The sequence below is a fragment of the Burkholderiales bacterium genome (genome assembly GCA_023511995.1).
Classification (GTDB): domain Bacteria; phylum Pseudomonadota; class Gammaproteobacteria; order Burkholderiales; family Thiobacteraceae; genus Thiobacter.
Genome location: JAIMAL010000008.1, coordinates 1 through 18,186 on the forward strand (window position 1 = coordinate 1; position 18,186 = coordinate 18,186).

The window sequence follows — 18,186 nt, forward strand, 5'->3', positions numbered from 1 at the left end:
TGATGGGGCAAAATGCTCGCACATTCTGACCCACCTACCCGTTAATCAAAATTGCACTTCAAACTTGAATCCGCGAGGTTTTTTGCACCGGCTGAAAGCACGACCCTGGCCACCCCCCACGAACTGTCCGAATTTCTCAAATCCGTGGAACGGCGCGCCTACAAACAGGCGCAGTTCGCCGTGGGCGACGGTCATCTCGCTCTGGACCTGGTGCAGGAGGCCATGCTCAAGCTGGTGGCGCGTTACGCCGATAAGCCTGTTGAGGAGTTGCCGCTTCTTTTCCAGCGCATCTTGCAGAACGCCATCCGCGACCATTATCGCCGGCAAAAGGTGCGTAACCTCTGGGTCACCCTCTTTTCCGGCCTGACGCCAAAAGAGAGCGAGGCGGAGCATGACCCGCTGGAAACCCTGGAGGCCGCCGGCGACGGCCTGGAGGCCGTAGGGGCCAACCCGGCCACCAGCCTGGAACGGGCGCAAACCCTGGCGGCCATCGAGGAGGCGTTGCAAAGATTACCGCTTCGTCAACGTCAGGCCTTCCTCCTGCGTTATTGGGAAGGACTGGACGTGGAAGAGACGGCCAAGGTCATGGGGTGCTCGGCAGGCAGCGTGAAAACCCATTGTTCCCGCGCCGCCCACGCCCTGGCCCAGGCCCTGAAGGCAAAAGGAATCGAGCCATGAATGAAAGCGAGTTGGGACGCAGAATCCGCGACCATCTGAACCTTGGCCTGCGTCACCTGGACCGCGAGGTCCTGCGCCGTCTGGAGGATGCGCGCCGCAGCGCCCTTGGCGCCCTCGAGGCCCAGCCGGCCCACGCGCCTGCCTGGCAATGGGCCGGCGGCCCCCACGGAGGCGGTGGCGGCCATACGGTGGTCCGCCGCTGGCTGTGGCTTGCCATGTTCGTCGCCCTTTTGGGGGGCGCCCTCTACTGGCAGCAGCAGATGACCTTGCAGGAAGAGGACGTGGATGCTGCGCTGCTTGCCGACGAGCTGCCCCTGGATGCGTACCTCGACCACGGCTTCCAAGCATGGCTCGAACGCGCCTCCCAGCGCTGATCGCGGGATTTTTGAGCGGCCTGGTGTACGCTGCGGGCGGCCCCCTGCCGCCGGCACACCCCCCTTCCCCACCCCCTGCCCAGCCCCAGGCCCCCGCACCGCAAACGCCTGCCCAGAAGCCGCCCGCCCAGCCGGCGGCGCCTGCCGCGGCAACGCGCAGCAAGTCCGCCCCCGCCTGGCATCAGCTCAGCCCCGCCCAGCGCCAGATCCTCGCCCCCCTGGCCGCCCAGTGGGACCACCTGCCCGAACGGCAGCGCAGACACCTGCTCCTCGTCGCCCAGAAATATCCCAAAATGACCCCCGTGGAACAGCAGCGGGTGCGGGAAAGGCTCGCCGAATGGGCGCGGCTGACACCGGAGCAACGGGAGCTGGCGCGCCAGCGCTACAAGAAGCTCAAATCCCTGCCACCGGAAAAACACGAAGAGGTCAAGCGCCAGTGGCAGCAGTATCAGACGCAGAAACAGGCCCCCGGGAGCGAGGAACAGGCCTCACCCCCACCCTATGTTTACGGGGGCGGAGAAGAGGAGTCGTCCCCGCCTTAAGCCATCATCCCCGATTTGTCATGCGGCGGGCCGCCTCCTTCGCTTGGCCTTTCGCCAAGTCAAATGCCCTCTGCCTCCCTTCCGGCCTGCCCGCGCCCCAATGACAAATCCGGGATCATTCGTGGGCGATTTCGTCCAGTGTTTCCATCACCTGATTGATGGAGGCAGCCTTGTTTTCCAGCATCGCCACCACATTGCCGATGCTGCAGACCGTCAGCCGATCCCCCCGCACGATCCAGCCCCGCGACGGAGTCCAGCCGCTCATCTGGGAAAAGAGGGAAAAGACATCGGTGTTGCCAGAAATCATGCGCCGGTACCAATGGGCGAAGCGGGCAAGATTGCTCAGCATCTCGTCGGGGATGACGCCCAGGCCCTCAATGATGCTCCCGTCATCCTGAAAACGGCAGACGGCGATCACGCCGTCCAGCACCAGCAAGCGTTTCAGCATCGCCCCCCCTTCACCGTCCCAGCTCACCGAGGGCGGCAAAGGCCGCTTCGTAATCCGCGTCCCGGTTGCGCACCACGACGCCAAAATTGCCATTCACCACCGCCGACCAGTCGAGTCCCACCAGGGAAAAGCCCTGCAATGGCTCGAAACCCGTCTGGCCGGTCAGCGCCTCCCAGCCGCGTGCCTCCAGCGTGGCCACGGCCAGGTTGGCGACACAGGTATGGGCGAGCAGATCCAGCACCTGCGGGGTGAGTTCGCTGCCTTCCCGGATCTGGTGGGCGATGAGGTCACCCTTGTCGCTGTACTGGAAGGCGGCCATGGCGCCCGGCACTTGCATCAGACGGTCGAGATTCATCTATGACTCCTAAAACAAATGGCGACTTGCCGTGGATCAGTAGAGTTTCTCGTTCACATCGCCGCCGATCTTGGCGTACATGTAAACGAGGGGGTTTTCTTCGATGTCGCCCACCTTGGCGCGCATGATGGTCATCACGTCATTGAGCAGACCCGGCGTGTTCTGGCAGAAGCAGAAGATGTTCCCCACCACGCACACGGAGAGGTCCCGCCCGCGCACGATCCAGCCCTGCAGCGGCTTGCAGCCGCAGTCCTCGGGCGCGAAGGAGGAAAACAGTTCCACCTGCATGTTCATGCTGAGGGTATTGGCCCGACACAGGATGGAGGCCATGCGGGCATATTCGGGGGAGAGGTTGCCCTCGTAGGAATAGCGGTCGCCGCGGTAGGCGTATTCGCCGGCGGCGATGACGCCCGGAATCTGCATGAGCTGCGAGATGATGCGCATTGACTTCCTCCCATGCTGCCGCTACCGTCGCAGACTGTCGTCCACGCCGATGGCACGTTTTGACCAGTTGGTTTTAGTCCCATGATAGAGACCGCGACAGAATGTCGCAATCCCCCGCCGGGCCTCCTGCGCCGCCTGGCCGCCATGCTCTACGAAGCGCTGCTGGTGCTGGCCGTGCTCTTCGTCGCCGCCTTTGTTTACCTTCTTTTCCGCAATCCGCAGGCGCCGGGCGGCATGGCCTTCTTCCGCCTTTATCTCGCCTTGGTCGTTGCCGGCTATTTCCTCTGGTTCTGGACCCATGGCGGGCAGACCCTGGCCATGAAGACCTGGCATCTGCGCCTCGTCGGCACTGAGGGGGGCAGCGTCACCTGGCGGCGGGCCTGCCTGCGCCTTGTGCTGGCGGCGGCGGGACTTCTTGCCTTCGGCTTCGGCATCTGGTGGGCCCTGTGGGACCGGGAAGGGCAGTTCCTCCACGACCGGCTGGCGGGCACGCGCCTGATCCGCAGCCGCTAGCCCCAAGGGGGATGAGCCTCAGCGACGCTCCACCCAGGCCATCATGGCCAAAGCGAGCCCCAGGAAAAACAACGTGGGGAGCACGGCGGCAAGCACCGGCGGCCAGTCCTGCAATAGCCCCAGGTTGGCAAACACCCGGTTCAGGAGGTGGAAAAAAAGGCCCACCATGATGCCGCCGAAGACGCGGCCACCCACTCCGGTAAGCCGCGGCTGGTAAAGGGCGAAGGGTACCGCCAGCAGAATCATCACCAGCACCGCCAGCGGATAGACGAACTTGCTCCAGAGGGCGATTTCGTAGCGCGCGGTCCGCTGATTGTTCTCCTCGAGGTGGCGCACGTAGGCGAAGAGATTCACCGCCGACATCTGCTCGGGCACCACGAGGAGGACACTGAGCATGTCGGGATTGAGCACGGAGGTCCAGTGGGCCTCGCGCAGATGGCTCACCCGCACCGAAGCCCCCTCGAAATGGGTCTGTTCCACCTCGAGCAGACGCCAGTGGGAATCCCGGATATGCCGGCCTTCCGCGGCGTAGCTGATGGTCCGCAGGTTATAGGCCGGGTCGAATTCGTAGATTCTCACGCCCATCAGCGTGGAATCCGGCAACACCTCGCGCACGTTGACGAAACTTGAGCCGTCCTTGAGCCACAATCCCGAGCGGAACTCCTGGGCAACCACGGTATTCATGGCCCGCGTGCGCAATTGGGCCGCCATGCGCTCGCTGTGGGGGACGATGAACTCGCCGACGACGAAGCCCAGCAGGACGAAGAGCAATCCCACCCGCAGCCCGGCCAGCGCGATGCGGTAGATGGAAAAACCCGACGCCCGCATCACCGTCAGCTCCGAGTGATGCGCAAGTTGGCCCAAAGCATAGAGGGAGCCGATCAGGGCGGCGATGGGAAAGAGCTCATAGACGTGGCCCGGCGTGAGCAGGAGCACGTGGGCAATGATCTGCGGCAGACCATAATTGCCCTTGCCGAGGGAAGGCAGCTCGTTGATGAGATCGAAAAAGGCGAACAGCACCACCAGGGCGGAGAAGACAAGCAGGGTGCCGCCGAGGATTTCGTGGGCGAGGTAGCGGTCGAGGACTTTCACGCGCGTCGGCCGGAAAACAGGGGCGCCAGGACCAGGCGCCGGTGGAAGAGGGCACTGACCACCAGCGCCATGGCAAGATGCACGCTCCACAGGCCCACCCACGGCGACAATCGCCCCTGGGCCACCCAGGCCTGGGCCACGGACAACAGGTTGCTGTAGATCATGTAAACGAAAATCGCCGTCACCAGGTGGAAGGAACGCCCGCTTCTGGGCTGGATGTAACCCATGGGTACCGCGAGCAAAGCAAGCAGCAGGGCGCCGATGGGCAGGGCGGCACGCCACTGCAGCTCGGCCTGGCCTTCGGGTGTGGGATGGAAGAGCAGAGCCAGCGTGGGCAGGGCCTTGATGCTGGGCTCCACCACCTTCGCCTCGTAGGGCTCAACGCGCAGCAGATAACGCTCGAACTGCAGGATGCGGTAGTCGAGTCGGCCGGCGATGCCCTCGTAGCGGCGGCCGTTTTCCATGACGAGGAAGCGGTCCTGGTTGGGCGCCACCCATTGGCGGCCCTCGCGGGCGACGATGATGCCAAGCCGCCCGTGCTGTTCCGAGCGGACGAACACGTTGTGCACGCTGTCGCCGGCGAGACCGAGACTTTCCACGAAATAGACGCGGTCGGCCTGTTTGCTCTCCCGGAAAAGCCCCGGTGCGATGGCCGACAGCTCCTCCCGGCTTTCCACCTGACTGCGGTATTCCGCGCTCTTGTGCACCGCCCAAGGGGAAAGCCACAGACTGATCAAGGCAATCACCAGCGCCAGGGGAATGGCCACCGTCAACAGCGGCCGAATCCAGGCAGTGACCCCCAGACCGACGCTTTGCCAGACCACCAGCTCATGGTCGCGCCCCATGCGGGTGAAGGTGAGCAGCGTGGCCACGAACAGGGTCACCGACAGCAGCACCGGCAGGTAACTTACGGTGCTGAAGCCCAGGATCACCAGCACCGCCTCCGGCGGAATGGCGCCACTGGCCGCGCGGCCGAGGAAGCGGATCCAAAGCGTGGTGACGAAAATGCCCAGCAACACCGCGAACACCGCCAGCATGTTGAGGAGCAGCTCCTGGACCAGGGCACGACGGTAGAGCATGGGGGTCGAACTTTGACTTTTGGCGGCAAAGACGCGAATAATTCAGAGGGATGCCGGGTTTGGCCCGCTGTCCGCCCGCAGCGCCCGGCCCGGTGCGCGCAAGGCTTCGCAAAAAGAAAAAGGAGTCCGAGGTGGAATTTAACATAAAAAGCGGCAGTCCCGAGAAACAACGTTCGGCCTGCGTCGTCGTCGGCGTGTATGAGGCGCGCAAACTCTCGCTGGCCGCGGAAATGATCGACCGGGTGGCCAACGGGTATTTGTCCGACATCGTCCGCCGCGGCGACATGGAGGGCAAGCTCGCCACCACCCTGCTTCTGCACAACGTGCCCAACACCCTGTGTGACCGGGTGCTGCTGGTGGGATTGGGCAAGGAGCGGGAATTCCGCGAAAACGAATACCGCAAGGCGGTGCGCGCTGCCATCCGCACCCTCAACGACACCGGCGCCATGGAAGCCGTTCTCTATCTCACGGAGCTTCCCGTGCGGCGCCGCAGCGTGGAATGGCGGGTGGAACAGGCGGTGCTGGTGGCCATGGAGGCGGTCTATCGCTTCGACCGCATGAAGAGCAAGCCGGAGGAAATCCGCCGGCCGTTGCGCAGGCTGACCCTGTCGGTGCAACGGCGCAACGAGATCGCCGGCTGCGAGGAGGCCGCGCGGCGCGCCGAGGCCATCGCCCAGGGGGTGAACCTTGCCAAGGACCTGGGCAACCTGCCGGGCAATGTCTGCACCCCCGCCTATCTCGCCGATCAGGCGTTGGGGCTTGGCCGCACCTATGGCCTGGAGGTGGAGGTGCTGGAACAGCCCGAGCTGGAAAAGCTCGGCATGGGGGCCTTTCTCTCCGTGGCCAAGGGCAGCCGCCAGCCGCCCAAGCTCATCGTGCTGCGCTACGAAGGGGGAAACAAGGGGCGCAAGCCCCTGGTGCTGGTGGGTAAGGGCATCACCTTCGATGCCGGCGGGATTTCCCTCAAACCCGCCGCGGAGATGGACGAAATGAAGTTCGACATGTGCGGGGCGGCCAGTGTGCTGGGCACCTTCAAGGCCCTCGGTTTGAGCCGCCTGCCCCTCAACGTGGTGGGGATCATCCCCGCCTGCGAGAACCTGCCCGATGGTGCGGCCAACAAGCCGGGCGACATCGTCACCAGCATGTCCGGGCAAACCATCGAGATCCTCAACACCGATGCGGAAGGGCGGCTCATCCTCTGCGATGCCCTCACCTACGCCGAACGCTTCCAGCCGGAGGCGGTGGTGGACATCGCCACCCTCACCGGCGCCTGCGTCATCGCCCTGGGTCACCACGCCTCGGGGCTGTTCAGCACCAGCGACAGCCTGGCGCGGGAGCTGCTGCAGGCCGGCGAGGAAGCCTGGGACCGGGCCTGGCACATGCCCCTTTGGGAAGACTACCAGGAACAGCTCAAGAGCCCCTTCGCCGACATGGCCAACATCGGCGGCCGTCCGGCCGGTGCCGTCACCGCCGCCTGTTTCCTGTCCCGCTTCGCCCGCAAATACGATTGGGCGCATCTGGACATTGCCGGCACCGCCTGGAAATCCGGCCAGGAGAAGGGCGCCACCGGCCGGCCCGTACCCCTGCTCTTCCACTGGCTGGCCCGGCGCGCCGCCGGCTCGAGGGCTTCGGCGTGACCCGCATCGATTTCTACACGCGGGTGGAGGACCGGCTGCGCTTTGCCTGCCGCCTCTGTGCCAAAGCGTGGGCGAGCGGGCTCAAAGTGGCGGTGCTCACCGCCGATGAGGCGGACACGGAACGCTTCGACCGGCTGCTGTGGACCCTATCGCCCACCGGTTTCGTTCCCCACGTGCGCGCCGACCATGCCCTGGCGGCGGTGACCCCCGTGCTCATCCACCACGAGGCGGAAAGATTCCCCCACGATGACTGCCTCATCAATCTGAGCGGGGAGCGCCCGGCGGTGTTCGCCCGTTTTCGGCGTCTTTTGGAAATCGTCAGCAATGAGGAAGAGGACCTGCGGGGCGCGCGGGAGCGCTTCCGTTTTTACCGCGACCGCGGCTATCCCCTGACCACCCACGACATGGCCGGCGATGAGTGAGCCCGAGGACGATCTTCTTGGCAAGCTGGATGCCCTGATGAAGCGGCACCGGCCGGAGGTGGACGTTCCGGTCCTCACCGACATCGTGGTGCCCTCCCCCCTCGACCTCGACGCCATCCCGGTGCTGACCGAGGCGGTGAGCCACCCCGACGAGCCCGCGCCGGAAGACACTCCCCCCTTCCCCGAATTGCTGCCGGATCTGCCCCCCGAATCCCTGCCCCTGGTCTCCAGTGCCCCCACGAGCGCCGAGACCCAACCCGCCGCCCCGCCCCCAGGCGAAGCCCCGCCGTCCCCCCCGCCGGTGCTGGAATTCGAGATTCCGCCCGAGGCCCGCTATGTGCGCCTGGCCGACCTTACTCCCACCCCGCCTGCCGGGGAGAGCAGCCCCCCCGCGGCGCAAGCGCAGCCGCCCGCCCCTGCTTTGCATGCGCTGTCGGAGGAAACCATCCAGCTCATCGCCGACACCATCAAGGCCGACGTGGCAAAAATCCTCGATGCGCAATTACAGCAGGCTCTCGCTCAGCAACTGCAGGCCAGCCTGCACCTCGCCCTGGACCGGGCCCTTGCCAGCATGCTGGACCAGTTCATGATCCACATGGAGGAAGTCGTGCGCCTGTCCATCGCCAGCGAACTGCAAAAACAACTGGGGCGAAGCGAATCACCGCCAGCGCCAAATGGAAACGACCTGTAGCCAGTATCGAGCCCCCGCTCGCACCCGAGGGGCCACACGCACAGTACAGAACATCCGCCAGGGATCTCGCGCCCTCTGAGCGACCCGGCGCCTTAAGCCAGCCTTGCTATAATCCGCGCTTTTCCGCGCCGGAAGCCTCACCATGGAACTTCCCAAGAGCTTCGAACCCCACGAGATCGAACAGCGTTGGTACCGCATCTGGGAGGAGCGCGGCTATTTCGCGGCGACCCTCGACCCCACGCGCCCGGCCTACTGCATCATGCTGCCGCCGCCCAATGTCACCGGTACCCTGCACATGGGCCACGCCTTCCAGCACACCCTGATGGACGCTCTCATCCGCTACCACCGCATGCAGGGCGACAACACGCTGTGGCAGCCCGGCACCGACCACGCCGGCATCGCCACCCAGATCGTGGTGGAGCGGCAGTTGGAGCGCGAGGGCAAGACGCGCCACGACCTGGGCCGGAAGGCCTTCGTCAAACGGGTGTGGGAGTGGAAGGAGGAATCCGGCTCCACCATCACCCGCCAAATGCGCCGCCTGGGCGCCTCTGCCGACTGGTCCCGGGAGCGCTTCACCATGGACGAGGGACTGTCCCGCGCGGTGGTGGAGGTGTTCGTCCGTCTCTACGAGGAAGGCCTCATCTATCGCGGCAAGCGGCTCGTCAACTGGGACCCGGTGCTGATGACGGCGGTGTCTGATCTGGAAGTGGTGTCGGAGGAGGAAGAGGGCTTCCTCTGGCACATCCGCTACCCGCTGGAGGATGGTAGCGGGCATCTGGTGGTGGCCACCACGCGGCCAGAAACCCTGCTCGGCGACGTGGCTGTGGCGGTTCATCCGGACGATGAGCGCTACCGTCATCTGGTGGGCAAACACGTGCGTCTGCCGCTGGCGGAGCGCTCCATCCCCATCATCGCCGACAGCTACGTGGACCCCGCGTTCGGCACCGGCTGCGTGAAAATCACCCCCGCCCACGATTTCAACGACTGGCAGGTGGGGCAGCGGCACGGCCTGCCCGCCATCAACATTTTCACCCCGGATGCCAAACTGAACGACTTGGCGCCGGCGGAATACCAGGGACTCGACCGGTACGAAGCCCGCGCCCGCATCATCGAGGACCTGGAGGCACGCGGCCTGCTCGCCGACACGCGCAAGCACCGGCTGATGGTGCCGCGGGGCGACCGCACCCATGCGGTGATCGAGCCCATGCTCACCGACCAATGGTTTGTGAAAATGGAAAGCCTGGTGCGGCGGGCGCTGGAGGTGGTGGAAACCGGGGAGCTGCGTTTCGTGCCGGAAAACTGGGCCACCACCTACCGGCAATGGCTGGAAAACATCCAGGACTGGTGCATCTCCCGCCAGCTTTGGTGGGGTCACCGCATCCCCGCCTGGTATGACGAGGAAGGCAACGTCTATGTCGCCCGCAACCGGGAAGAGGCGGAACGGAAGGCCGGCTGCAAGACCCTCACCCAGGACGAGGACGTGCTGGACACCTGGTTCTCCTCCGCCCTGTGGCCTTTCTCCACCCTGGGCTGGCCGGAGGATACGCCGGAGCTGGCGATGTTCCTGCCCACCTCGGTGCTGGTCACCGGTTTCGACATTATCTTCTTCTGGGTGGCGCGCATGGTGATGATGTCGCTGCACTTCACCGGCAAGGTGCCCTTCCGCGAGGTCTACGTGACGGGGCTGGTGCGCGATGCCCACGGCCAGAAGATGAGCAAATCCAAAGGCAATATCCTCGATCCCCTGGACCTCATCGATGGCATCGATCTGGAACATCTGGTGGCCAAGCGCACCGCCAACCTGATGAATCCCAAACAGGCCGCCTCCATCGAAAAGGCCACGCGCGCGGAATTCCCCAACGGCATTCCCGCCTTCGGCGCCGATGCCCTGCGCTTCACCTTCGCCAGTCTCGCCACCCACGGCCGCGACATCAAGTTTGACCTCAAGCGTTGCGATGGCTACCGCAACTTCTGCAACAAGCTCTGGAATGCCAGCCGCTTCGTGCTCATGAACTGCGAAGGCCACGACGTGGGTGTCGATGACACCCGGCCGCTGCAATACTCCGACATCGACAAGTGGATCATCGGCCGCCTGCAGCAGGTGGAGGAGGAGGTGGTAACAGCCTTCGGCCAATACCGCTTCGACCTCGCCGCCCAGGCCATCTATCAGTTCGTCTGGGACGAATACTGCGACTGGTATCTGGAGCTCGCCAAGGTCCAGCTCGCACAGGGGAATGAGGCGGAACGGCGCACCACCCGCCGCACCCTGATCCGGGTACTGGAGGCCACCCTGCGGCTCGCCCATCCCTTCATCCCCTTCATCACCGAGGAGCTCTGGCAGAAGGTGGCACCCCTTGCCGGGGTAAAGGGGGAGAGCATCATGCTGGCGCCCTACCCCAAACCCCAGCCCGAGCGCATCGACCCGGCGGCCGCGGAAAAGGTGTCCCTGCTCAAGGCCCTGGTGGGGGCGTGCCGCACCCTGCGCGCGGAAATGAACCTTCCCCCCGGGCAGAAAGTGGCCGCCGTCGCCCTGGGCGACCCGGCCGTACTCGCCGAACTCAAACCCTATCTCATCGCCTTGGCGCGGCTTGGCGAGCTCACCATCGAAACCCAGGCCCTGCCCCATTCGCCGGCGCCGGTGCAGATCGTCGGCGATTACCGGTTGATGCTGAAGGTCCAGGTGGACGTCGCGGCGGAACGGGCAAGACTCACCCGGGAAATCGAGCGCATCACCGGCGAACTGCGCAAGGCGCAGGCCAAGCTGGACAACCCTGCCTTCGTCGAACGGGCACCGGCCGCGGTAGTGGAGCAGGAACGCCAGCGGCTGGCCACTTTTCGCGCCACCCTGGACAAGCTCAACGCCCAGCTCGCCGCCCTGCCCGCCTGATCTTCAGACGGGCCTTGCGCTGAAATGCCAACACCCGTGTCCCATTTCAGACGCAGCGCCGACCCTGCTCCTTGAGCAGTTGGAGGAAAACCTCGGGGCTGATTTCCTCCACCAGCAAGCCCTCGCTGGGGGGTGGCGCCGAGGCCGGCGCCTGTTCCCGCGCCCGTTCCCGGGCACGGGCGCGGGCGTTTTCCACGGTTTGGGATTTGTGGGGACGGAGCCAGTGGAACATCGCAAACCTCCCTTTTCGTTGCACAGGGAAGCTTTGCAAAAGGCGTGCCATGCTCCGGTGCCTGCCCCGCCCCGCATTGACAAGGCAGGCGGAAGTCCCCAACATCGGCATCCCTGGGCTTACAGGGAGAGGACCATGCCCCACCAGATCATCCAGCTCAAAGACGAGGAAATCCAAATGCTGCGCCGGGAGCTGGAACTCCTCATGGGGGAACGGGAGCTTCTGCTGCGCATCGCCGGGGCGGCGGCAGCCTTCGTCGCCGAGCTCGACACCCAAAGCCTCCCGGAGGAAACTTGGGAGGCAGCGGAACTGCTCGCCGAATTGCTGAACCGTATCCCCGAAGAAACCCTGCGCGAGGCTTTGGAAGCGGTCAAGGCCCACATCGTCAGTGACGGGGCGCAGCAGCACCTCTAACCTTCCGTCGCGCCCTTGCCCTCCACCGGAGCGCCTTTCACCGGCAGCGCGCCGCGAAGCGCGGGCGTTTCCAGGGTGCCCATCAGGACGAGGGGGACGCGGACAGTGGTCGCCTTGGCGCGCAGCTCGGTCACGAGGCTGCCGCTCACGCTGTGATCGGGCTCGATGGTGACCGTCCCAACGGCGCTCAGCAAATCCTTGCGCAGACGCAGCCCCCGGTAGTGGTAGCGGCCCCGTGCCAGCTCCAGATAGCCGGAAAACTCGTTGAAGCGGGTTTCTCCACCAGTCACCACGCTGCGGGAGGCGGCGTTCACCGCCCGCACCAGATCGATGCCTCCCAGCGCCCCCTCCCGGGCCACGAAGGTGGCGCGCACCGTTGGCGCGCCAGCAAGCCCACCGAAGGTGGCGGCAGCCGCTTCGATGCGCACTTTGGCATCCAGGGTGCCCTCGGTGCGCAAAAGGGGCGTGAAGACCGGCATCGCCTGGGCGAGATTCACCCCCTTCACCTCGCCATCGAAGAGGACGCTGAACCCCTCCTGCCAGCGGGCGCGGCCGCTGCCCCGCACACTGCCGCCGTAGAGTTCCCCCTCCAGGGTGGGCACTTCCAACACCCCATCCCGCACCATCCCCTCCGCCGCAAGCCGGTCGAATTCCAGGCCCACGCCCACAGGCGGTATCCAGCGGGTGGCCGCAAGCTCCACCCGGAAGCCTCCCGCCATGGGTTGTAGCGTAAACCTCGCCCGCCGGTCCGCGGTGCTGAGCACCGCCTCCCGCAGCCCCTGGCCCGACCACTCAAGGAAACCGCCGAAGGCCGGCAGCTCCAGGCCCGGCAGAATGAGCCTCACCTGATCCAGCTCCACCCGGGCAAGTCGCAGCGGTGCGGCGGCCTGGCGCTTCGCCCAGGCGCCAAGACGCGGCAGGGCATCCGCCTCCAGGCTCACCCCGGTTAGCCTCACCTGCTCCAGCACGACGACGTCCCTCCCCCAATCGGAAAGCTGCGGGGTGAGCTCGGCGTGGCTTACGCGAATGTCCTGGGCGTGACCAATCGTTACCTGCTCGAGTTTCCAGTGGGGCATGGGATAGGCGGAAAACCGCAGCCCACCGATGCGCACCGGCTCCCCCAGGGTCCGGGAAAGTGCTGCCGCCAGTTGTGGCGCGTAGAAGTCGAAGGAGACCAGGTGCACCAGTAACACCCCCAGAAGCAGGGCGATCCCCAGGAAGGCGGCGGCGGTTTTCAGCCCCTTGCGCCAGTCGAGGTGCACCCGCCACAGCCGCGGCTGCCGGTCCGCGGCGAAAAGGGAGGCAAAGGCCGCGGCGCGGGCCTCCGCTTCCGCCCTTTCCCTTTCCTCCTCTGCGAGCAGGGCGCGGGCCTGCTCTTCGGCGAAACGGCGGGCCTCCTCGGCGGCCTCCCGCGCCGCCCGCTCGGCAGCCGCCTGGGCCGCGGCGCGTTCGGCGGCACGGGCGGCAGCCGCCGCCTCTGCCGCCGCCCGTTGTTCGGCAAGTTCCCGGGTGCGCCGTCTAGCCTCTTCCCGTGCCTGCGCTTCCTCCTCTGCGCGTCGGCGGGCCTCCGCCTCTTCCTGGGCGCGACGTTCCGCCTCCTCCCGCCGCCGCGCTTCCTCCGCAAGCCGCGCCTCCGCTTCCGCCCGCGCCCGGGCCGCCTCCTCCGCCCTGCGGCGAGCTTCCGCCTCTTCCCGGGCGCGGCGTTCCGCCTCCTCCCGCCGGCGCGCTTCTTCCGCAAGCCGCGCCTCCGCTTCCGCCCGCGCCCGGGCTTCTGCTTCCGCCCTGCGGCGGGCCTCCGCCTCTTCCTGGGCGCGACGTTCCGCCTCCTCCCGCCGCCGGGCTTCTTCCGCAAGCCGCGCTTCTGCTTCCGCGCGCGCCCGGGCTTCCGCTTCCGCCCTGCGGCGAGCTTCCGCCTCTTCCTGGGCGCGGCGTTCCGCCTCCTCCCGCCGGCGCGCTTCTTCCGCAAGCCGCGCCTCTGCTTCCGCCCGCGCCCGCGCTTCCTCCTCCGCCCTGCGGCGGGCTTCCGCCTCTTCCCGGGCACGACGTTCCGCCTCCTCCCGCCGCCGGGCTTCCTCCGCAAGCCGCGCCTCCGCTTCCGCCCGCGCCCGGGCTTCCGCTTCCGCCCGCGCCCGCGCCTCCTCCTCCACCCTGCGGCGGGCTTCTTCCTCTTCCCGGGCCCGGGCCTCCAGGCGCCGTTTCACCCGCGCCTCCAGCTCCGCAGCGAGGCGGGCCTCGGCAAGCTGGCGCGCCAGCCGCTGCCGTTCCGCTTCGGCGCGGGCCTTCTCCGCCTCGATCTCCAGCAGACGGGCTTCCAGCGCGGCCTTGTCCGCAGCCTCGGAGGTCTTTTCCCCGGTTTCGGCCTGATGTTTCGCAGTGCCCGCCGGAACCTTCTCCACGGGCTCGGGTGTATGGGTCCCGGCCGGCCGGTTTTCCGGGTTGGTGCGGGCTGGTGCGGGGTTCGCCTTTGCCGCTTCTGCGGCCAGCTCCCGGCCCAGAGCCTCCCGTTCGCGGGCTTTTTCCTCTTCGGCCCGTTGGGCTTCGCGCCGCGCCCGCGCCTCCAGCTCGCGCTGCGCTTCGAAAAAGGCCTGGGTATTGGCCTCATCGACGATGATGGTGGAGGAAAAACCCAGGTCTTCGGCTGCCACGGTGTGGCCTGCGCCGCCCAGGCTGCGGATGAACCCCTGGGCGAGCAGAGTATTCACCACGCTTTCCAGGCGGGACTCGGAAATACGGCCGGCGCGGGCGAGGATGTCAGCCAGGGTGGAGCGGCCATCGACGAGGGCAAGCACGCGGCTTTGCTCGCGGTTGAGGAGCCGCGACTTGCCGGCAGCCTCCAGGGCTCCCTTCGAGGTTTTGGTGAAGACGGTCTTGAGATCCATGGAGATTTCCCACCCCCTGGCCGACAGGGCGGCCATTCCCTTTCATCGTCACGCCACCGCCCGGCTTGAGGCCCAATCGGCGATTATAGACAGACTTATGACGCAACAGCCCCCCATGCCTCACGGGAAAAGCGCTGTCCTTCAGGCGCTTGCAACCCGGAGCGGCAAGCCGGGAGAAGGTGAGAATTTTGTCATTTTTGCCCCTTGAGCGCAGCCAGGCGGCGACGATAGGGCTCCCCCACGACATCGGCCACGCCGGGCAGGGCCAGCACCGCCTGGGCCGCGCGGCGGGCGAGTCCCTGCCGCCATTCCGGCGCGGCCTCGACAATGGCGAGGAGATCCTCAAGGGCCTCGCCATAGGCATCGGCAAGGAGATGGCGGGCTGCGCGCTGGAAGCGCGCCGCGTGGTCGTCCGGCGCCTCCCGCACACGCGCGTCAAGGGTGCTTATTTCTGGTGCCCCATCGGCAGCGAGGATGAGGGTGAGATGGGTGTGCAGGTTTTCGATTTCGGGATGGCTCGCCAGCGCGGGCGGCAGATGCTCGAGCAGGGCATGGGCCCGGGCGTGCTCCCCATGCTGCACCATCAGGCGGGCGAGATCGAGGGGCGGGCGGGGGTCGTCGGGACTGTCCAACGCGGCCTGAGCGAGGCGGGCGTAGGCGGCCTCCACCTGTCCCTGGCGGAAGAGTCGCACGGCCTCAAGCTGCGCCGCGCTCCGTGGGCGGGGCAGGTGGCGATCGAGGGCGGCGCGCAGGACCGGCTCGGCTTCCACCCCCAGGAGGGTTTCCACCACCTTGCCGTGGCGAAAAAACTTCACCGTGGGCAGGCTCACCACGCCCCACTCGCGGGCCAGCGGGCCAAGTTCATCCGTGTTCACCCGCACCAGCAGAAAGCGGCCGCCATAGGCTTCGGCGAGCTGGATCAGCCGCGGCATGAAGACCATGCAGGGGCCGGCGCGGGGCGACCAGAAGTAGGCAAGCACGAGGCCCCGTTCGGAATTGCCCAGCACGAGGGGAGCAAAAGTCTCGGCAGTGGCGTCGATGACGAAGCGGGAGGCCATGATTGATCATACACCCCAGCCGAGGACGCTTGCCGGGCGGAAGGGGACGCAGCCGCGTTGCCGCCGCTTCAGGCTTCGAGGGCGGCCTTCACCCGATCAAGCCGCGCCCGGGCCTCCTTGGCGATTTCGCACACGGCCTTGTTGCTCACCAGCTCCACCATGATGTTGGGATCGAGCAGCAGGATGCTCACCTTGCCATCCGGCTCCTGGCGGACGACGACATTGCAGGGCAAAAGCAGACCGATGTCGGGCTCCAGTTCGATGGCCTTGCTGGCAAGCACGGGATTGCAGGCGCCGAGAATGCGGTAAGGCAGGCGCTCCAAACCCAGCTTGGCCTTGAGGGTGGCGGCGACGTCGATGTCCGTCAACACCCCGAAACCTTCCTTCTTCAATTCCTCGGTCACCCGTTCCACCGCCGCATCGAAGGGCAGGTTCAAGGTCACGCTCAGTCCATACATGTTGCCTCCTGATTCCACGTTGAATTGCCCATTATACGGCTTGCCCTCAAGCCGCGGCCGACCCTGCCGCTATAGCGGATGGAAAGCAGCATAGCGCGTCTTTCTTCAGGAATGCCCGATGCTTGGCAAATATTTCAAATTCTTCACCGGGCGTCCGGCGAAGGAGGCAAAGCCACCTGCGGATGATGCGCCGGCGGGCGCCCCCATCGAGGAAATCGTCCCCCTCCTGGACAAGCCGCCACGGCCCGTGGCGGCGGAAAACCGGGTGGTGGACACCGCCGCCACCCAGTCGGTGGTGAACGACCTGCTGCCCATCGAAACCCACGGCAAACGCACCCGCGTCGCCGACCTGTTGCAGCGCTTCCTGGGACGCCAGCCGGTGCTGGATGCCGCCGGCCACATCCTCGGTTATGAGCTGCGGCTGAAGAAAACCCTGCCCCCGGCAGCCTCGGCCACGCTGCAACAGATGCTGGACGAGATGCTGCTGGCAAGCCTCCTCGATCTCGACATCCACGCGCTGCGCGGCGGCCGCCTCATCTTCGTGCCCCTTTCCGTGCACACCCTGGACAGCGGCTTTCTGCCACGTCTGGCCGGCGAAGGCCTGGTGCTCGCCGTGCGTGCCGAAGGCGAGCCCGTGGAACTGGCGCGGCGTTTGAGCGAGCTCAAAGGCCTGGGTTATGGGCTTGCCCTCGATGAGCCGGAACTCGACGACGCCATGGGGCCCCTTTTGCCCCTTGCCGACTACCTGCGGGTCGATGCCCATGGGCGCGATGCGCTGCGCCTGGGGGAATTCGCGGTGGCCGCGGCCAAACTGAGCCAGGCACGGCTTGTCGCCACCCGCGTCGATGCCGAGGAACTCTTCCTGGCCTGCCGCAAGCTGGGATTCAAGGCTTTTCAGGGTTATGCCTTCACGCGCCTTGCGCCGGACAAGCCCAGCCGCCTCAACGCCCAGCGCCTGCGCGTCATGGAGCTCCTCAACCTGACGTTGAGCCGCGCCGAGATCGAGGACATCGAGGCGGTGTTCAAACGGGAGCCGCTCCTTGCCTACAAGCTTTTGCGCTACATCAATTCCGCCGCCAGCGGCCTGCTGCAGCCGGTGCGCTCCATCAGTCACGCGCTCATGGTGCTGGGCTACGAAAAGCTCTACCGCTGGCTCACCCTGCTTCTGTTCGCCAGCGGCGAGCCGGATTTCCGCACCCTCGCCCTCATGCGCACTGCCCTCGTGCGCGGCCGCTTCGCCGAGCTTTTGGGTCGGGACCGCCTGCCGCGGGAGGCGGTCGATGCCCTGTTCATCGTCGGCATGTTTTCCACCCTCGATGCCCTGCTCAATCTGCCCATGAACGAGGCGCTGGCGGGACTCAAGCTGCCGCTGGAAATCAAGCAGGCTTTGCTTGCGCGGGAAGGCCCCTATGCGCCCTACCTGGAGCTGGTGCTGGCCACGGAGGAAGGGGAGGAACACATCCTGGAAACCTATGCCGCGGTATGCGGCATCGATGCGGCCACCCTCAACGCCGCCCAGGCGGAGGCACTGCGGTGGGCCGACGAGATGGACCAGGCGTGATGCATCTATGGCCAGAGCGGCCCGCCACCACGCCGTGAAGGGAGCGGTTTGAGCGATCAGCTTTCGCGGCGGGGGCGCAGCGGCACCACATGGGCCGAGGCGGCCGGCTGCGTCAATGGCGCAGGCTCGCTCAACTGGCGCACCGACCAGAGGAAGCCGTGGTCGCCATAGACCAGTTCCCACATCATCCTGGAGAGTTTCAGACAAGCCTGCAGGGGATTGTCACAACGCGCCCGCTCCATGTCGATGCGCCACTGGAAGCGTTGCAGGCGTTCCCGCACGTGGGGCGGGGCCTGGGCGATGAGGGCCTCGATGGCTGCCTGGCGGCGCGACTCGAAGGCCGCCGGATCACTCTGCGCCAGGCGCATCCACTCATCGAAATCGAAGCGGGAACCACTCTCGCTCATGACGGGTTCTCCTTG

Annotated in this window: 20 protein-coding genes; 10 read left to right on the plus strand and 10 right to left on the minus strand. The window is 66.3% G+C overall.

What is annotated here, in order from left to right; translation table 11 throughout:
* The first annotated feature begins 105 nt into the window (after window positions 1-105).
* Genes K6T56_05575 through K6T56_05585 form a run of 3 tightly spaced genes read left to right on the plus strand, consistent with a single transcriptional unit; the run spans window position 106 to window position 1,594 of the window.
* Entirely contained in the window at window positions 106-678 is a 573-nt protein-coding gene (locus K6T56_05575; GenBank protein ID MCL6555813.1) for an RNA polymerase sigma factor, read from the plus strand.
* A complete protein-coding gene (locus K6T56_05580) occupies window positions 675-1,052 on the plus strand; it encodes a DUF3619 family protein (GenBank protein MCL6555814.1) in 378 nt (125 codons plus the stop codon). The genes K6T56_05575 and K6T56_05580 overlap by 4 nt, the downstream gene beginning before the upstream one ends.
* Window positions 1,025-1,594, plus strand: coding sequence for a DUF3106 domain-containing protein (locus K6T56_05585; protein MCL6555815.1), 570 nt, complete (start codon window positions 1,025-1,027; stop codon window positions 1,592-1,594). The genes K6T56_05580 and K6T56_05585 overlap by 28 nt, the downstream gene beginning before the upstream one ends.
* A gap of 115 nt (window positions 1,595-1,709) precedes the next feature.
* Here the strand turns inward: K6T56_05585 and K6T56_05590 are convergent, their stop codons facing one another.
* From K6T56_05590 to K6T56_05600, 3 genes are read right to left on the minus strand one after another with little or no spacing between them, the layout of a single operon-like run.
* The gene (locus K6T56_05590; GenBank protein ID MCL6555816.1) at window positions 1,710-2,042 is read right to left on the minus strand and encodes a DUF2173 family protein; all 333 of its coding nucleotides are present in this window, start codon (window positions 2,040-2,042) and stop codon (window positions 1,710-1,712) included.
* Between the two features lie 10 nt (window positions 2,043-2,052).
* Window positions 2,053-2,397 carry a DUF2173 family protein gene (locus K6T56_05595; GenBank protein MCL6555817.1) on the minus strand — a complete coding sequence of 115 codons (345 nt, stop codon included), beginning with the start codon at window positions 2,395-2,397 and terminating at the stop codon, window positions 2,053-2,055.
* Window positions 2,398-2,433: 36 nt separating this feature from the next.
* The gene (locus K6T56_05600) at window positions 2,434-2,841 is read right to left on the minus strand and encodes a DUF2173 family protein (protein ID MCL6555818.1); all 408 of its coding nucleotides are present in this window, start codon (window positions 2,839-2,841) and stop codon (window positions 2,434-2,436) included.
* An 81-nt stretch (window positions 2,842-2,922) separates the two neighbouring features.
* Here K6T56_05600 and K6T56_05605 point away from each other — a divergent pair, with 81 nt between their 5' ends.
* Complete coding sequence (locus tag K6T56_05605; protein ID MCL6555819.1) at window positions 2,923-3,354, plus strand: RDD family protein; 432 nt, start codon at window positions 2,923-2,925, stop codon at window positions 3,352-3,354.
* 18 nt (window positions 3,355-3,372) lie between these two features.
* Here the strand turns inward: K6T56_05605 and lptG are convergent, their stop codons facing one another.
* Complete coding sequence (gene lptG / locus K6T56_05610; GenBank protein MCL6555820.1) at window positions 3,373-4,446, minus strand: LPS export ABC transporter permease LptG; 1,074 nt, start codon at window positions 4,444-4,446, stop codon at window positions 3,373-3,375.
* Window positions 4,443-5,525: an LPS export ABC transporter permease LptF gene (lptF, locus tag K6T56_05615; GenBank protein MCL6555821.1), complete on the minus strand. Its 1,083-nt coding sequence runs from the start codon at window positions 5,523-5,525 to the stop codon at window positions 4,443-4,445. Before lptF ends, lptG begins: the two co-directional genes overlap by 4 nt.
* Before the next feature lie 50 nt (window positions 5,526-5,575).
* Between lptF and K6T56_05620 the strand changes: the two genes are divergently transcribed.
* The 4 genes from K6T56_05620 to K6T56_05635 all read left to right on the plus strand — a co-directional run bounded on the left by K6T56_05620 (window position 5,576) and on the right by K6T56_05635 (window position 11,162).
* Entirely contained in the window at window positions 5,576-7,162 is a 1,587-nt protein-coding gene (locus K6T56_05620; protein MCL6555822.1) for a leucyl aminopeptidase, read from the plus strand.
* Window positions 7,159-7,584, plus strand: coding sequence for a DNA polymerase III subunit chi (locus K6T56_05625; protein ID MCL6555823.1), 426 nt, complete (start codon window positions 7,159-7,161; stop codon window positions 7,582-7,584). Before K6T56_05620 ends, K6T56_05625 begins: the two co-directional genes overlap by 4 nt.
* Window positions 7,577-8,275, plus strand: coding sequence for a hypothetical protein (locus K6T56_05630; GenBank protein MCL6555824.1), 699 nt, complete (start codon window positions 7,577-7,579; stop codon window positions 8,273-8,275). Before K6T56_05625 ends, K6T56_05630 begins: the two co-directional genes overlap by 8 nt.
* Before the next feature lie 142 nt (window positions 8,276-8,417).
* Entirely contained in the window at window positions 8,418-11,162 is a 2,745-nt protein-coding gene (locus tag K6T56_05635; GenBank protein ID MCL6555825.1) for a valine--tRNA ligase, read from the plus strand.
* A 46-nt stretch (window positions 11,163-11,208) separates the two neighbouring features.
* On the opposite strand, the gene K6T56_05640 is transcribed toward K6T56_05635, so the two are convergent.
* Window positions 11,209-11,394, minus strand: coding sequence for a hypothetical protein (locus K6T56_05640; protein MCL6555826.1), 186 nt, complete (start codon window positions 11,392-11,394; stop codon window positions 11,209-11,211).
* A gap of 135 nt (window positions 11,395-11,529) precedes the next feature.
* On the opposite strand from K6T56_05640, the gene K6T56_05645 reads away from it, so the two are divergent.
* On the plus strand, window positions 11,530-11,808 hold the full coding sequence (locus tag K6T56_05645) for a hypothetical protein (protein ID MCL6555827.1): 279 nt from the start codon (window positions 11,530-11,532) through the stop codon (window positions 11,806-11,808).
* Here the strand turns inward: K6T56_05645 and K6T56_05650 are convergent.
* The 3 genes from K6T56_05650 to K6T56_05660 form a co-directional block, all read right to left on the minus strand.
* Window positions 11,805-14,687, minus strand: coding sequence for an AsmA family protein (locus tag K6T56_05650; protein MCL6555828.1), 2,883 nt, complete (start codon window positions 14,685-14,687; stop codon window positions 11,805-11,807). The two genes, K6T56_05645 and K6T56_05650, sit on opposite strands and share 4 nt — an antisense overlap.
* A 191-nt stretch (window positions 14,688-14,878) precedes the next feature.
* Window positions 14,879-15,745, minus strand: coding sequence for a tetratricopeptide repeat protein (locus K6T56_05655; GenBank protein ID MCL6555829.1), 867 nt, complete (start codon window positions 15,743-15,745; stop codon window positions 14,879-14,881).
* A 68-nt stretch (window positions 15,746-15,813) separates the two neighbouring features.
* The gene (locus K6T56_05660; GenBank protein MCL6555830.1) at window positions 15,814-16,203 is read right to left on the minus strand and encodes a DUF302 domain-containing protein; all 390 of its coding nucleotides are present in this window, start codon (window positions 16,201-16,203) and stop codon (window positions 15,814-15,816) included.
* A gap of 118 nt (window positions 16,204-16,321) precedes the next feature.
* Between K6T56_05660 and K6T56_05665 the strand changes: the two genes are divergently transcribed.
* Complete coding sequence (locus K6T56_05665) at window positions 16,322-17,764, plus strand: HDOD domain-containing protein (protein MCL6555831.1); 1,443 nt, start codon at window positions 16,322-16,324, stop codon at window positions 17,762-17,764.
* 56 nt (window positions 17,765-17,820) lie between these two features.
* Here K6T56_05665 and K6T56_05670 read toward each other — a convergent pair whose 3' ends face one another.
* Entirely contained in the window at window positions 17,821-18,171 is a 351-nt protein-coding gene (locus tag K6T56_05670) for a DUF3135 domain-containing protein (GenBank protein MCL6555832.1), read from the minus strand.
* Between the last annotated feature and the right edge of the window lie 15 nt (window positions 18,172-18,186).

Excerpts from the sequence above, each read along its gene's own strand:
- K6T56_05580 (MCL6555814.1), top strand. The coding sequence starts at position 675 with ATGAATGAAAGCGAGTTGGGACGCAGAATCCGCGACCATCTGAACCTT.
- K6T56_05585 (MCL6555815.1), top strand. The coding sequence starts at position 1,025 with ATGGCTCGAACGCGCCTCCCAGCGCTGATCGCGGGATTTTTGAGCGGC.
- K6T56_05590 (MCL6555816.1), bottom strand. The coding sequence starts at position 2,042 with ATGCTGAAACGCTTGCTGGTGCTGGACGGCGTGATCGCCGTCTGCCGT.
- K6T56_05595 (MCL6555817.1), bottom strand. The coding sequence starts at position 2,397 with ATGAATCTCGACCGTCTGATGCAAGTGCCGGGCGCCATGGCCGCCTTC.
- K6T56_05600 (MCL6555818.1), bottom strand. The coding sequence starts at position 2,841 with ATGCGCATCATCTCGCAGCTCATGCAGATTCCGGGCGTCATCGCCGCC.
- K6T56_05605 (MCL6555819.1), top strand. The coding sequence starts at position 2,923 with ATGATAGAGACCGCGACAGAATGTCGCAATCCCCCGCCGGGCCTCCTG.
- lptF (MCL6555821.1), bottom strand. The coding sequence starts at position 5,525 with ATGCTCTACCGTCGTGCCCTGGTCCAGGAGCTGCTCCTCAACATGCTG.
- K6T56_05620 (MCL6555822.1), top strand. The coding sequence starts at position 5,576 with ATGCCGGGTTTGGCCCGCTGTCCGCCCGCAGCGCCCGGCCCGGTGCGC.
- K6T56_05630 (MCL6555824.1), top strand. The coding sequence starts at position 7,577 with ATGAGTGAGCCCGAGGACGATCTTCTTGGCAAGCTGGATGCCCTGATG.
- K6T56_05635 (MCL6555825.1), top strand. The coding sequence starts at position 8,418 with ATGGAACTTCCCAAGAGCTTCGAACCCCACGAGATCGAACAGCGTTGG.
- K6T56_05640 (MCL6555826.1), bottom strand. The coding sequence starts at position 11,394 with ATGTTCCACTGGCTCCGTCCCCACAAATCCCAAACCGTGGAAAACGCC.
- K6T56_05645 (MCL6555827.1), top strand. The coding sequence starts at position 11,530 with ATGCCCCACCAGATCATCCAGCTCAAAGACGAGGAAATCCAAATGCTG.
- K6T56_05650 (MCL6555828.1), bottom strand. The coding sequence starts at position 14,687 with ATGGATCTCAAGACCGTCTTCACCAAAACCTCGAAGGGAGCCCTGGAG.
- K6T56_05655 (MCL6555829.1), bottom strand. The coding sequence starts at position 15,745 with ATGGCCTCCCGCTTCGTCATCGACGCCACTGCCGAGACTTTTGCTCCC.
- K6T56_05660 (MCL6555830.1), bottom strand. The coding sequence starts at position 16,203 with ATGTATGGACTGAGCGTGACCTTGAACCTGCCCTTCGATGCGGCGGTG.
- K6T56_05665 (MCL6555831.1), top strand. The coding sequence starts at position 16,322 with ATGCTTGGCAAATATTTCAAATTCTTCACCGGGCGTCCGGCGAAGGAG.
- K6T56_05670 (MCL6555832.1), bottom strand. The coding sequence starts at position 18,171 with ATGAGCGAGAGTGGTTCCCGCTTCGATTTCGATGAGTGGATGCGCCTG.